The organism is Streptococcus sp. HMSC034B03, assembly GCF_001838575.1.
In the GTDB taxonomy this organism is placed as follows: Bacteria; Bacillota; Bacilli; order Lactobacillales; family Streptococcaceae; genus Streptococcus; species Streptococcus anginosus.
The window spans coordinates 83,368-95,356 of the sequence record NZ_KV837628.1; the positions used below are offsets into that span (position 1 = coordinate 83,368).

Sequence of the window (11,989 nt, forward strand, 5' to 3'; positions counted from 1 at the left end):
AACCAATGTTTGTAAAAACTGGCGATAAAGTTCGCGTGATTGCTGGTAAAGACAAAGGCGTTGAAGCTAAAGTCGTTGCCGCACTTCCAAAAGTAAATAAAGTTGTTGTTGAAGGTGTAAATATCATCAAGAAACACCAAAAACCGAATAACGAAAACCCTCAAGGTGCTATCGTAGAAAAAGAAGCACCAATCCATGTATCTAACGTTCAAGTGTTGGACAAAAATGGTGTTGCAGGGCGTGTTGGCTACAAGTTTGTAGACGGCAAAAAAGTTCGTTACAATAAAAAATCAGGCGAAGTGCTTGACTAATCACGAAGGAAAGGAGAAGTATAATGGCTAATCGTTTAAAAGAAAAATATCTTAATGAAGTAGTTCCTGCTTTGACTGAAAAGTTTAACTACTCATCTGTTATGGCTGTGCCAAAAGTGGATAAAATCGTTTTGAACATGGGTGTTGGAGATGCTGTATCAAACGCTAAAAATCTTGAAAAAGCTGCTGAAGAGCTTGCTCTTATCTCAGGTCAAAAACCACTTATCACTAAAGCTAAAAAATCTATCGCCGGCTTCCGTCTTCGTGAAGGTGTAGCGATTGGTGCTAAGGTAACTCTTCGCGGCGAACGCATGTATGAATTCTTGGATAAATTGGTTACTGTATCACTTCCACGTGTTCGTGACTTCCACGGTGTTCCAACAAAATCATTTGATGGACGCGGAAACTACACACTTGGTGTGAAAGAACAATTGATTTTCCCAGAAATCAACTTTGATGATGTTGACAAGACTCGTGGTCTTGACATTGTTATTGTAACAACTGCTAACACGGATGAAGAATCACGTGAATTGCTTACAGGCCTTGGAATGCCTTTTGCAAAATAATCTAGGAGGTAAATAAATTGGCTAAAAAATCAATGATTGCTAAGAACAAACGCCCTGCGAAGTTCTCTACGCAAGCTTACACTCGTTGCGAACGTTGTGGTCGTCCACATTCAGTTTACCGCAAGTTTAAACTTTGCCGTGTTTGCTTCCGCGAGTTAGCATACAAAGGACAAATTCCAGGCGTTACCAAAGCTTCTTGGTAATTATAGCTTCCATTTTCGCCGTGAGTCGTCGTTATTCGCTCTTGCCTAACCCAAGTTATGCTTGCGAGCGAATGCCTAGGCTCACTTAGAAAATGGAATTTATAAATAAAATAATATTCTGAGCCTAGCTCAATCATTAACTAGCAAGTGAATTATCAAACTACTAGTAAGAGGAGAAAAACAAAATGGTTATGACTGACCCAATTGCAGACTTTTTGACACGTATTCGTAATGCGAATCAAGCAAAACATGAAGTGCTAGAAGTACCTGCATCAAATATCAAAAAAGGGATTGCTGAAATCCTTAAACGCGAAGGTTTTGTGAAGAACGTCGAGTACATTGAAGATGACAAACAAGGTGTTATTCGTGTATTCCTTAAATACGGTCAAAACGGTGAAAAAGTTATCACTGGTTTGAAACGTGTTTCAACACCAGGACTTCGTGTTTACAAAAAATGTGAAGATCTTCCAAAAGTCTTGAATGGACTTGGAATTGCGATTATCTCAACATCTGAAGGCTTGTTGACTGACAAAGAAGCACGCCAAAAGAATGTTGGTGGGGAAGTAATCGCCTATGTTTGGTAATTGCATGATACAAAGAGCGTGACGGACAAAGTGAAAATAGAAAATCTAGCGATGAATGCCCGCATTCAAGATAGATTTATCTTTTTCACACAGGCCGTAGCTCGTGTTCAGATTAGCAAAACTGATTTGAATGATATATTTGAATAAAACGTTAGAACTATCATACAAACTGCTATGATAGTTCCCCCGTGAAAACTGGCCGTCCTCGGACGACTTGACAATTTAACAGGAGAAAACAAAAAATGTCACGTATTGGTAATAAAGTTATTGCATTGCCTGCGGGTGTCGAATTGACAAACAAAGATAATGTCGTAACTGTAAAAGGACCTAAAGGAGAACTCACTCGCACGTTCTCTAAAGATATTGATATTCGTGTGGAAGGAACAGAAGTAACTCTTCACCGTCCAAACGATACAAAAGAAATGAAAACAATCCACGGAACAACTCGTGCTCTTTTGAACAACATGGTTCATGGTGTATCAGAAGGATTCAAGAAAGAACTTGAAATGCGTGGGGTTGGATACCGTGCTCAACTTCAAGGTAAAAAATTGGTACTTTCAGTTGGTAAATCTCATCCAGATGAAGTGGAAGCTCCTGAAGGTATTACTTTTGAACTTCCAAATCCAACGACTATTGTTGTGAACGGAATCTCAAAAGAAGTAGTTGGACAAACTGCTGCTTATATCCGTAGCTTGCGTGCTCCTGAACCATATAAAGGGAAAGGTATCCGCTACGTTGGTGAATTCGTTCGCCGTAAAGAAGGTAAAACTGGTAAATAATGTTATAAGGTTGTTTTTCAACCAAGATATTTATTTCCAACTTTGTGCTTAGGCATACAATAAAATTAAGAGGTGAAAATTGTGATTTCGAAACCAGATAAAAATAAAGTCCGCCAAAAACGCCATCGTCGCGTTCGCGGAAAACTCTCTGGAACTGCTGATCGCCCACGTTTGAACGTATTCCGTTCTAATACAGGCATCTACGCTCAAGTAATTGATGACGTAGCGGGTGTAACGCTCGCAAGCGCTTCAACTCTTGACAAAGAAGTTTCAAAAGGAACTAAAACTGAACAAGCCGTTGTTGTCGGCAAACTTGTTGCTGAACGTGCAGTTGCTAAAGGTATTACTGAAGTGGTGTTTGACCGCGGTGGATATCTATATCACGGACGTGTAAAAGCTTTGGCTGATGCAGCTCGTGAAAACGGATTGAAATTCTAATAGGGAGGACACTAAAAAATGGCATTTAAAGACAATGCAGTTGAACTTGAAGAACGCGTAGTTGCGATTAACCGTGTTACAAAAGTTGTTAAAGGTGGACGTCGTCTTCGTTTTGCAGCTCTTGTAGTTGTTGGTGACCGTAATGGTCGTGTTGGCTTTGGTACTGGTAAAGCTCAAGAAGTACCAGAAGCAATTCGCAAAGCCGTTGAAGATGCAAAGAAAAACCTAATTGAGGTACCAATGGTTGGCACAACAATTCCTCACGAAGTAACATCTGAATTTGGTGGAGCTCGTGTCTTGTTGAAACCAGCTGTAGAAGGTGCTGGAGTAGCTGCTGGTGGTGCTGTTCGTGCCGTCATTGAATTGGCAGGTGTAGCAGATGTAACATCTAAATCACTTGGTTCTAACACTCCAATCAACATCGTTCGTGCAACTATTGAAGGTTTGAAACAATTAAAACGCGCTGAAGAAGTTGCTGCCCTTCGTGGTATTTCAGTTTCTGACTTAGCATAAGAAAGGAGATTCACATGGCTCAAATTAAAATTACTTTGATAAAGTCTCCAATCGGACGCATTCCGTCACAACGTAAAACTGTTGTAGCACTTGGACTTGGCAAATTAAATAGCTCAGTTATCAAGGAAGATAATGCTGCTGTTCGTGGTATGATTACAGCAGTATCACACTTGGTAACTGTTGAAGAAGTTAAGTAAGTAATCATTTTGCTAACAAAACTTTAAATTGAAATAAACTAGGGGATGAGAGGATTTTCTCAGCCCCTTAAACTAAATATATGTATAGGCGAGTTTATCCTGAGGACACCTTTTTCTCAGTATAAGCGCTAGCATTTTACAAAAGAGGAGAAAAAATATAATGAAACTTCATGAATTACAACCTGCTACAGGTTCTCGTAAAGTCCGTAACCGTGTTGGTCGTGGTACTTCATCTGGTAATGGTAAAACAGCTGGACGTGGTCAAAAAGGTCAAAAAGCTCGTAGTGGTGGTAAAGTTCGTCTTGGTTTTGAAGGTGGACAAACACCATTGTTCCGTCGCATGCCAAAACGTGGTTTCTTGAACATCAATCGTAAAGAATATGCAATTGTAAATCTTGATCAATTGAATGTTTTTGAAGACGGGGCAGAAGTAACTCCAGTTGTCCTTATCGAAGCAGGGATTGTAAAAGCTGAAAAATCTGGTGTTAAGATTCTTGGTAACGGCGAATTGACAAAGAAATTGACTGTGAAAGCAGCTAAATTCTCTAAATCGGCCGAAGAAGCTATCACTGCTAAAGGTGGTTCAGTGGAAGTCATCTAAGCGAGGTGACCTATGTTTTTTAAACTATTAAAAGATGCATTAAAAATCAAACAGGTTCGTTCAAAAATTCTCTTTACAATTTTTATTGTATTAGTATTTCGAATTGGTACGACGATTACTGTTCCAGGTGTTAATGCAAAAAGCTTGGAAGCTCTTAACGGGCTTTCATTTCTAAACATGCTCAGCCTTGTGTCAGGTAATGCTTTGCGAAATTTCTCAGTATTTGCATTGGGAGTTAGTCCGTATATTACCGCCTCTATTGTTGTTCAATTGCTACAAATGGATATTTTACCTAAGTTTGTAGAATGGGGCAAGCAAGGTGAAGTTGGACGAAGAAAGTTAAATCAAGCAACGCGCTATATTGCCTTAGTCTTGGCGTTTGTTCAATCTATCGGTATTACAGCAGGTTTCCATACCTTGTCTAGTGCTAAGTTGGTGGCAACGCCTAACTGGCAAACTTATTTGCTGATTGGTTTCCTTTTGACAACAGGTTCTATGATTGTGACTTGGTTAGGGGAACAAATCACAGATAAAGGCTATGGTAATGGTGTTTCTATGATTATCTTTGCAGGTATCGTAGCAGCAATTCCAGGAATGATTAAGAGTATATATGTAGACTACTTTGTCAATGTACCAAGCAGCCGTATTACTTCATCTATCATTTTTGTGACTATTCTGATTATAGCTGTTTTGCTCATTGTTTACTTTACAACATTCGTTCAACAAGCAGAATACAAAATTCCAATCCAGTATACAAAGATTGCGCAAGGTGCGCCTTCTAGCTCATACCTTCCTTTGAAGGTCAATCCAGCAGGTGTTATTCCGGTTATCTTTGCAAGTTCAATTACTGCCGCACCCGCAGCTATTTTCCAATTCTTGACAGCTACAGGTCATAATGCACAGTGGGTTCGAGTGGCTCAGTCCTTGTTTGCAACAACAACCGCAAGCGGAATTGTGATGTATGCACTCTTGATTATTTTGTTTACATTTTTCTATACATTTGTACAAATTAATCCAGAGAAAACTGCAGAGAATTTGCAAAAGAGCGGTGCCTATATTCATGGTGTCCGTCCGGGTAAAGGTACAGAAGAATACATGTCCAAGCTGCTTCGCCGCCTGGCGACAGTTGGTTCACTTTTCTTGGGCTTTATTTCGATTTTACCGATTTTAGCAAAAGATTTGTTTGGATTGACAGATGCTGTTGCTTTAGGTGGTACTAGTTTGCTGATTATTATTGCAACTGGTATTGAAGGAATGAAACAGCTTGAAGGTTACCTTCTGAAGAGAAAATATACTGGCTTTATGAATACAACAGAATAGAAACAGAGTAAAGAAAGATATTCTATACTTTCAAAAGCAATTTGCGTTAAAGTACGAACGCAGTGGTTGATGATGAAAATGAGTTTTTGTTTTCATCCTGAATCAACTATGTTGCGGGGTGGGAGAGCAAATCGAAAATCATAGATTTTCTGAAGTCTGTCCCACTCTTTCTATTTTGTTTTTAAACAAGTTTATTAAGAATTTGTAATAGATTTATTTAAAAACAAAAAAGGAGAAGGATCATGAATCTTTTGATTATGGGCTTGCCAGGTGCAGGCAAGGGTACTCAAGCGGCCAAAATCGTTGAGGAATTTGGTGTTGCGCATATCTCAACAGGGGATATGTTCCGTGCAGCTATGGCAAACCAAACTGAAATGGGTGTACTTGCTAAATCATACATTGACAAAGGCGAATTAGTACCTGATGAAGTGACCAATGGAATTGTCAAAGAACGACTATCACAAGATGATATTAAAGAAAAAGGCTTTTTGTTAGACGGTTACCCACGCACCATTGAGCAAGCTTATGCGTTGGATAAGATATTGACTGCCCTTGGTCTTGTTTTGGATGGGGTTGTCAATATTGAAGTAGATCCGAATAGTCTACTAGAGCGCTTGAGTGGACGGATTATTCATAAAAAAACGGGAGAAACTTTCCATAAAGTATTTAATCCACCAGCAGATTATAATGAAGAAGATTATTACCAACGTGAAGATGACAAACCTGAAACAGTAAAACGTCGTTTGGATGTCAATATTGCTCAAGGAGTACCAATTATTGAGCACTATCGTTCTCAAAGCTTGGTTTATGATATTCAAGGAAATCAAGAGATTGATGATGTATTTAAAGATATTGAAAAAGTCTTGTTGAAGTTAAAATAAAAGCGTTTTTACACTTGCAATATTTGACAAGTAGTGATACAATGAATTAGTCTGACTTATAATTGTTACCTCTGTGCTCAGAGGAATGAATCGAAATTTAGGGGGTGCTTTTGCGTGGCAAAAGACGATGTGATTGAAGTTGAAGGCAAAGTAGTTGATACAATGCCGAATGCAATGTTTACGGTTGAACTTGAAAATGGACATCAGATTTTAGCAACAGTTTCTGGTAAAATTCGTAAAAACTATATTCGTATTTTAGCGGGAGACCGTGTTACTGTCGAGATGAGTCCTTATGATTTGACACGTGGACGGATCACTTACCGCTTTAAATAATCGAAATACTTGGAGGGATAAGAAATGAAAGTAAGACCATCGGTCAAACCAATTTGCGAATACTGCAAAGTTATTCGTCGTAATGGTCGTGTTATGGTGATTTGCCCAGCAAATCCAAAACACAAACAACGTCAAGGATAATAGAAAGGAGAAAAAATGGCTCGTATTGCTGGAGTTGATATTCCAAATGACAAACGTGTAGTTGTTTCACTGACTTATGTATACGGTATTGGTCTTCCAACATCTAAGAAAATTTTAGCAGCTGCTGGAGTTTCAGAGGATATTCGTGTGAAAGATTTAACATCTGATCAAGAAGACGCTATCCGTCGTGAAGTGGATGCTATCAAAGTTGAAGGTGACCTTCGTCGTGAAGTAAACTTAAACATCAAACGTTTGATGGAAATTGGTTCATATCGTGGAATCCGTCATCGTCGTGGACTTCCTGTACGTGGACAAAACACTAAGAACAACGCTCGCACTCGTAAAGGTAAAGCTGTTGCGATTGCTGGTAAGAAAAAATAATATAAGGAGGTAAAAAGTCTTGGCTAAACCAACACGTAAACGTCGTGTGAAGAAAAATATCGAATCTGGTATTGCTCATATTCACGCTACATTTAACAACACTATTGTTATGATTACTGATGTGCATGGTAACGCAATTGCTTGGTCATCTGCCGGAGCTCTTGGATTTAAAGGTTCTCGTAAATCTACACCATTTGCTGCCCAAATGGCATCTGAAGCTGCTGCAAAGTCTGCACAAGAACACGGTCTTAAATCAGTTGAAGTTACTGTTAAAGGTCCAGGTTCTGGTCGTGAGTCAGCTATTCGTGCTCTTGCTGCCGCTGGTCTTGAAGTAACAGCTATTCGTGATGTGACTCCTGTGCCACACAATGGTGCTCGTCCTCCAAAACGTCGCCGTGTATAATCATAAACCATTACACTGCTTTTCGTTTAAGAGGGAGTAACTAAATGATTGAGTTTGAAAAACCAAATATAACAAAAATTGATGAAAATAAAGACTATGGCATATTTGTAGTAGAACCACTAGAACGTGGTTATGGTACAACGCTTGGGAACTCACTTCGCCGTGTACTTCTTGCATCTCTACCAGGTGCTGCTGTGACATCTATCAATATCGAAGGTGTTCTACACGAATTTGATACAGTTCCAGGTGTCCGTGAAGACGTCATGCAAATTATTTTGAACGCCAAAGGGATTGCTGTAAAATCTTACGTCGAAGACGAAAAGACAATTGAGCTTGATGTTGAAGGTCCTGCAGAAATTACTGCCGGTGATATTTTGACAGATAGTGATATTGAAATTGTAAATCCTGATCATTATCTCTTTACAATTGGTGAAGGTGCTAGCTTAAAAGCTATTATGACCGTAAATACAGGTCGTGGTTATGTACCGGCTGATGAAAATAAAAAAGATGATGCACCAGTAGGGACGCTTGCGGTAGATTCAATCTATACGCCGGTGAAAAAAGTTAATTATCAAGTTGAACCAGCTCGCGTTGGTAGCAATGATGGTTTTGATAAATTAACTCTTGAAATCATGACAGATGGGACGATTATTCCAGAAGATGCTCTAGGGCTTTCTGCGCGCATTTTAACGGAACATTTAGACCTGTTTACTAACTTAACTGAAGTAGCAAAATCTACTGATGTGATGAAAGAAACAGAAAAAGTTTCAGATGATCGTGTGTTGGATCGTACAATTGAAGAATTAGATTTGTCAGTTCGTTCGTACAACTGTTTGAAACGTGCTGGTATCAATACTGTATTTGATTTGACAGAAAAAACTGAACCTGAAATGATGAAAGTAAGAAATCTAGGACGTAAGAGTCTTGAAGAAGTGAAAGTAAAACTTGCTGATCTCGGTCTTGGATTAAAAAATGATAAATAAAGGAGGAAAACATGGCTTACCGTAAACTAGGACGCACTAGCTCACAACGTAAAGCAATGCTTCGCGACTTGACCACTGACTTGATTATCAACGAATCAATTGTGACAACAGAAGCTCGTGCTAAAGAAATCCGTAAAACAGTTGAAAAAATGATTACTTTGGGTAAACGTGGTGATTTGCATGCTCGTCGTCAAGCAGCAGCTTTTGTTCGTAACGAAATTGCATCAGAAAACTATGATGAAGAAACAGAAAAGTATACTTCAACTACTGCTCTTCAAAAATTATTCTCTGATTTAGCTCCTCGTTATGCAGAACGTAACGGTGGATATACTCGTATCCTTAAAACTGAACCACGTCGTGGTGATGCTGCTCCAATGGCAATCATTGAATTAGTATAATTTTTATCAATTTTGTTGAGTGTTATGATGATGGAGTAATGTTACTCTTAGTCTAGCTCTGGTCTACCGCTAGGATTTTTCCTAGCGGGAACACTCATCTTATGATAAGAAACGTAGACGCTTGTTTACGAAATTGCTTTTACAAAAAAACAATTTCGTAAGCAGGCGTTTTTTAGAATTTCATAATCGATGCTTCACTACAGAATTATAATGCTGAATTTATCACAGCTACTAGTTTTAACTTTATCTGCTGAAAAGTATGTAAAAGTATCTGAAGAGATAGCTAGGTGTATTAAGAAGCACGAAATAGAAACCAAAAAGAGTAGAATAGCTACCAGAAAACCAAAGGGTTCTCCTTCATGTTATCCTTAAAAGGTAAGTAAAAGGAAGGAGAAGGAAATGGAGTTCAAGGAGTTATATAGCAAGGTAAGAGGAATTGTGCTGAAGTGTCGGAGGGAATATTATGTCCACCTGTGGGAATTAAGCGATTGGGAACAAGAGGGGATGTTGGTGCTCTATCAGTTGGTGAGTCGCTATCCGCAGCTAGTAGAAGAAGATCATCAGCTCTATGTTTACTATAAGACCAAGTTCCGCAATCATATCCTAGACATCCTCCGTAAACAGGAAAGTCAAAAACGCAAACTCGATCGTCAAGCTTATGAAGAAGTGAGCGAGATTGGTCACAAGCTCAGCCTAAAAGAACTATATCTGGATGAATTGGTGATTCTCCGAGACCAGCTAAAGAGCTATCAAGCTCAACTGAGCCCAGAGAAACAGGAGCAGTACGAACGCTTACTAGCCGACGAACGGTTCAAAGGCCGCCAAGCCATGATTCGAGAATTAAGAGCCTACTTAAAAGATTATAGTGATTAAGATAAGTCAGGACTTTCCCTTTTAAAAGGTTATAAATTTCGAATGATTCTCTTCGTGCATTTGGCATGAAAAAGCAGAAACCCTCTTGTAAAATGGAAGAAATTTTGATATGATAATAAATGTCGTGTAATCGGCAAATACTCATTTCAGATGAATTGTGAAGCCGTTGCCTACGGGTGGTTTTGCGAGTTGAAATCTGGGAGAGGAAAAAACAAAAAAGGAGACATTACTCATGGCAGTAATTTCAATGAAACAACTTCTTGAGGCTGGTGTACACTTTGGTCACCAAACTCGTCGCTGGAACCCTAAGATGGCGAAGTATATCTTCACAGAACGTAACGGTATCCACGTTATCGACTTGCAACAAACTGTAAAATTTGCAGATCAAGCATACGACTTTATGCGTGATGCGGCTGCTAACGATGCAGTTATCTTGTTTGTTGGTACGAAAAAACAAGCTGCTGATGCTGTAAAAGAAGAAGCAGAACGTGCTGGTCAATACTACATCAACCACCGTTGGTTGGGTGGAACACTTACAAACTGGGAAACGATTCAAAAACGTGTTGCTCGTTTGAAAGAAATCAAACGTATGGAAGAAGACGGAATTTTTGATGTTCTTCCTAAAAAAGAAGTCGCTCTTCTTAACAAACAACGCGCTCGTCTTGAAAAATTCTTGGGTGGTATCGAAGAAATGCCACGTATTCCAGATGTGATGTATGTTGTGGATCCACATAAAGAACAAATCGCTGTTAAAGAAGCTAAGAAATTAGGTATTCCAGTTGTAGCGATGGTGGATACAAATACAGATCCAGATGACATTGATGTCATCATTCCAGCTAACGACGATGCTATTCGTGCTGTTAAGTTAATCACTGCGAAAATGGCTGATGCAATTATCGAAGGCCGTCAAGGTGAAGATAACGTTGAATCAGTAGAAGCAGAATTAGCTGCAACTGATTCACAAGCAGATTCTATCGAAGAAATCGTTGAAGTTGTCGAAGGCTCAAACGAATAATCAAGTAACGAACTTATGGGGCGGGGCCTAGCCCTCCCCTTTTTATTAAATAAAACCGTAATATCTTAATTGGAGGATCAAAATGGCAGAAATTACAGCTAAGCTTGTAAAAGAATTGCGTGAAAAATCTGGTGCTGGTGTCATGGACGCTAAAAAAGCACTTGTAGAAGTAGATGGCGATATCGAAAAAGCAATTGAATTGCTTCGTGAAAAAGGTATGGCAAAAGCTGCTAAAAAAGCAGACCGTGTTGCTGCTGAAGGATTGACTGGTGTCTATGTAAACGGCAATGTTGCCGCTATCGTTGAAGTGAACTCAGAAACAGACTTTGTAGCAAAAAATGCTCAATTCGTTGAATTGGTAAACGAAACAGCTAAAGTAATCGCAGAAGGCAAACCAGCTAACAACGAAGAAGCTCTTGCTTTGACAATGCCTTCAGGTGAAACACTTGAAGCTGCTTATGTTAGTGCAACTGCTACAATCGGAGAAAAAATCTCATTCCGTCGTTTTGCAGTTGTTGAAAAAGCCGATGATCAAGTATTTGGAGCTTACCAACACAATGGTGGACGTATCGGTGTTATCACAGTTCTTTCAGGCAGTGACGAAGATCTTGCAAAACACGTGGCAATGCACGTTGCCGCTATGAAACCTTCTGTTCTTTCATACAAAGAATTGAGTGAAGAATTTATCCATGATGAATTGGCTCAAATGAACCACAAAATTGATCAAGACAACGAAAGTCGTGCAATGGTTGGTAAACCAGCGCTTCCACACTACAAATTTGGTTCTAAACTTCAATTGACGGATGAAGTGATTGCACAAGCTGAAGAAGACATCAAAGCTGGTCTTGCAGCTGAAGGTAAACCAGAAAAAATCTGGGATAAAATTATTCCTGGTAAAATGGATCGCTTCATGCTGGACAATACAAAAGTTGACCAAGCTTACACATTACTTGCGCAGGTCTATATCATGGACGACAGCAAGACTGTTGAAGCATTCCTTGAAAGTCAAGGTGTGACAATTGCAAGCTTCACTCGTTTTGAAGTAGGTGACGGTATTGAAAAAGCTGCC

Annotated in this window: 20 protein-coding genes; all 20 read left to right on the forward strand. The window is 39.3% G+C overall.

What is annotated here, in order from left to right:
- The first annotated feature begins 5 nt into the window (after positions 1-5).
- On the forward strand, positions 6-311 hold the full coding sequence (rplX, locus tag HMPREF2634_RS04080; RefSeq protein WP_003026539.1) for a 50S ribosomal protein L24: 306 nt from the start codon (positions 6-8) through the stop codon (positions 309-311).
- Between the two features lie 23 nt (positions 312-334).
- Positions 335-877, forward strand: a complete 543-nt coding sequence (gene rplE, locus HMPREF2634_RS04085; protein WP_003026536.1) for a 50S ribosomal protein L5 — start codon at positions 335-337, stop codon at positions 875-877.
- A gap of 17 nt (positions 878-894) precedes the next feature.
- On the forward strand, positions 895-1,080 hold the full coding sequence (locus HMPREF2634_RS04090; RefSeq protein WP_001085699.1) for a type Z 30S ribosomal protein S14: 186 nt from the start codon (positions 895-897) through the stop codon (positions 1,078-1,080).
- A gap of 185 nt (positions 1,081-1,265) precedes the next feature.
- Entirely contained in the window at positions 1,266-1,664 is a 399-nt protein-coding gene (gene rpsH, locus HMPREF2634_RS04095) for a 30S ribosomal protein S8 (protein WP_003026535.1), read from the forward strand.
- 242 nt (positions 1,665-1,906) lie between these two features.
- Positions 1,907-2,443: a 50S ribosomal protein L6 gene (rplF, locus tag HMPREF2634_RS04100; RefSeq protein ID WP_021002170.1), complete on the forward strand. Its 537-nt coding sequence runs from the start codon at positions 1,907-1,909 to the stop codon at positions 2,441-2,443.
- An 81-nt stretch (positions 2,444-2,524) separates the two neighbouring features.
- Positions 2,525-2,881: a 50S ribosomal protein L18 gene (gene rplR / locus HMPREF2634_RS04105; RefSeq protein ID WP_003026531.1), complete on the forward strand. Its 357-nt coding sequence runs from the start codon at positions 2,525-2,527 to the stop codon at positions 2,879-2,881.
- A gap of 18 nt (positions 2,882-2,899) precedes the next feature.
- Positions 2,900-3,394, forward strand: coding sequence for a 30S ribosomal protein S5 (gene rpsE / locus HMPREF2634_RS04110; RefSeq protein ID WP_003026530.1), 495 nt, complete (start codon positions 2,900-2,902; stop codon positions 3,392-3,394).
- Between the two features lie 14 nt (positions 3,395-3,408).
- Positions 3,409-3,591 (forward strand): 50S ribosomal protein L30, encoded by a 183-nt coding sequence (rpmD, locus tag HMPREF2634_RS04115; RefSeq protein WP_003026528.1) that lies wholly within the window; start codon positions 3,409-3,411, stop codon positions 3,589-3,591.
- A gap of 160 nt (positions 3,592-3,751) precedes the next feature.
- Entirely contained in the window at positions 3,752-4,192 is a 441-nt protein-coding gene (gene rplO / locus HMPREF2634_RS04120; protein ID WP_003026525.1) for a 50S ribosomal protein L15, read from the forward strand.
- Positions 4,193-4,204: 12 nt separating this feature from the next.
- Positions 4,205-5,512, forward strand: a complete 1,308-nt coding sequence (gene secY / locus HMPREF2634_RS04125) for a preprotein translocase subunit SecY (RefSeq protein ID WP_003026523.1) — start codon at positions 4,205-4,207, stop codon at positions 5,510-5,512.
- Between the two features lie 242 nt (positions 5,513-5,754).
- A complete protein-coding gene (locus HMPREF2634_RS04130) occupies positions 5,755-6,393 on the forward strand; it encodes an adenylate kinase (RefSeq protein WP_003026521.1) in 639 nt (212 codons plus the stop codon).
- Between the two features lie 114 nt (positions 6,394-6,507).
- Positions 6,508-6,726: a translation initiation factor IF-1 gene (infA, locus tag HMPREF2634_RS04135; RefSeq protein WP_001029883.1), complete on the forward strand. Its 219-nt coding sequence runs from the start codon at positions 6,508-6,510 to the stop codon at positions 6,724-6,726.
- 24 nt (positions 6,727-6,750) lie between these two features.
- Positions 6,751-6,867 (forward strand): 50S ribosomal protein L36, encoded by a 117-nt coding sequence (gene rpmJ, locus HMPREF2634_RS09710; RefSeq protein WP_001808836.1) that lies wholly within the window; start codon positions 6,751-6,753, stop codon positions 6,865-6,867.
- A gap of 15 nt (positions 6,868-6,882) precedes the next feature.
- Positions 6,883-7,248, forward strand: coding sequence for a 30S ribosomal protein S13 (gene rpsM / locus HMPREF2634_RS04140; RefSeq protein ID WP_002262317.1), 366 nt, complete (start codon positions 6,883-6,885; stop codon positions 7,246-7,248).
- 19 nt (positions 7,249-7,267) lie between these two features.
- Positions 7,268-7,651, forward strand: a complete 384-nt coding sequence (gene rpsK, locus HMPREF2634_RS04145; protein WP_001118385.1) for a 30S ribosomal protein S11 — start codon at positions 7,268-7,270, stop codon at positions 7,649-7,651.
- A 44-nt stretch (positions 7,652-7,695) separates the two neighbouring features.
- Positions 7,696-8,634, forward strand: a complete 939-nt coding sequence (locus HMPREF2634_RS04150; protein ID WP_021002169.1) for a DNA-directed RNA polymerase subunit alpha — start codon at positions 7,696-7,698, stop codon at positions 8,632-8,634.
- Positions 8,635-8,645: 11 nt separating this feature from the next.
- On the forward strand, positions 8,646-9,032 hold the full coding sequence (gene rplQ, locus HMPREF2634_RS04155; protein ID WP_003026513.1) for a 50S ribosomal protein L17: 387 nt from the start codon (positions 8,646-8,648) through the stop codon (positions 9,030-9,032).
- Between the two features lie 399 nt (positions 9,033-9,431).
- Positions 9,432-9,905 carry a sigma-70 RNA polymerase sigma factor region 4 domain-containing protein gene (locus HMPREF2634_RS04160; RefSeq protein WP_021002168.1) on the forward strand — a complete coding sequence of 158 codons (474 nt, stop codon included), beginning with the start codon at positions 9,432-9,434 and terminating at the stop codon, positions 9,903-9,905.
- 232 nt (positions 9,906-10,137) lie between these two features.
- Positions 10,138-10,920: a 30S ribosomal protein S2 gene (rpsB, locus tag HMPREF2634_RS04165; RefSeq protein ID WP_003026510.1), complete on the forward strand. Its 783-nt coding sequence runs from the start codon at positions 10,138-10,140 to the stop codon at positions 10,918-10,920.
- An 82-nt stretch (positions 10,921-11,002) separates the two neighbouring features.
- The coding region (gene tsf / locus HMPREF2634_RS04170; protein WP_070836334.1) for a translation elongation factor Ts at positions 11,003-11,989 on the forward strand (987 nt) is incomplete at its 3' end.

Coding starts and splice junctions, on each gene's coding strand:
- rplQ (WP_003026513.1), top strand. CDS start 8,646: ATGGCTTACCGTAAACTAGGACGCACTAGCTCACAACGTAAAGCAATG.
- rpsM (WP_002262317.1), top strand. CDS start 6,883: ATGGCTCGTATTGCTGGAGTTGATATTCCAAATGACAAACGTGTAGTT.
- rpsH (WP_003026535.1), top strand. CDS start 1,266: ATGGTTATGACTGACCCAATTGCAGACTTTTTGACACGTATTCGTAAT.
- rpsE (WP_003026530.1), top strand. CDS start 2,900: ATGGCATTTAAAGACAATGCAGTTGAACTTGAAGAACGCGTAGTTGCG.
- HMPREF2634_RS04150 (WP_021002169.1), top strand. CDS start 7,696: ATGATTGAGTTTGAAAAACCAAATATAACAAAAATTGATGAAAATAAA.
- rpmJ (WP_001808836.1), top strand. CDS start 6,751: ATGAAAGTAAGACCATCGGTCAAACCAATTTGCGAATACTGCAAAGTT.
- rplX (WP_003026539.1), top strand. CDS start 6: ATGTTTGTAAAAACTGGCGATAAAGTTCGCGTGATTGCTGGTAAAGAC.
- HMPREF2634_RS04160 (WP_021002168.1), top strand. CDS start 9,432: ATGGAGTTCAAGGAGTTATATAGCAAGGTAAGAGGAATTGTGCTGAAG.
- rplF (WP_021002170.1), top strand. CDS start 1,907: ATGTCACGTATTGGTAATAAAGTTATTGCATTGCCTGCGGGTGTCGAA.
- rpsB (WP_003026510.1), top strand. CDS start 10,138: ATGGCAGTAATTTCAATGAAACAACTTCTTGAGGCTGGTGTACACTTT.
- HMPREF2634_RS04130 (WP_003026521.1), top strand. CDS start 5,755: ATGAATCTTTTGATTATGGGCTTGCCAGGTGCAGGCAAGGGTACTCAA.
- rplE (WP_003026536.1), top strand. CDS start 335: ATGGCTAATCGTTTAAAAGAAAAATATCTTAATGAAGTAGTTCCTGCT.
- secY (WP_003026523.1), top strand. CDS start 4,205: ATGTTTTTTAAACTATTAAAAGATGCATTAAAAATCAAACAGGTTCGT.
- rpmD (WP_003026528.1), top strand. CDS start 3,409: ATGGCTCAAATTAAAATTACTTTGATAAAGTCTCCAATCGGACGCATT.
- rplO (WP_003026525.1), top strand. CDS start 3,752: ATGAAACTTCATGAATTACAACCTGCTACAGGTTCTCGTAAAGTCCGT.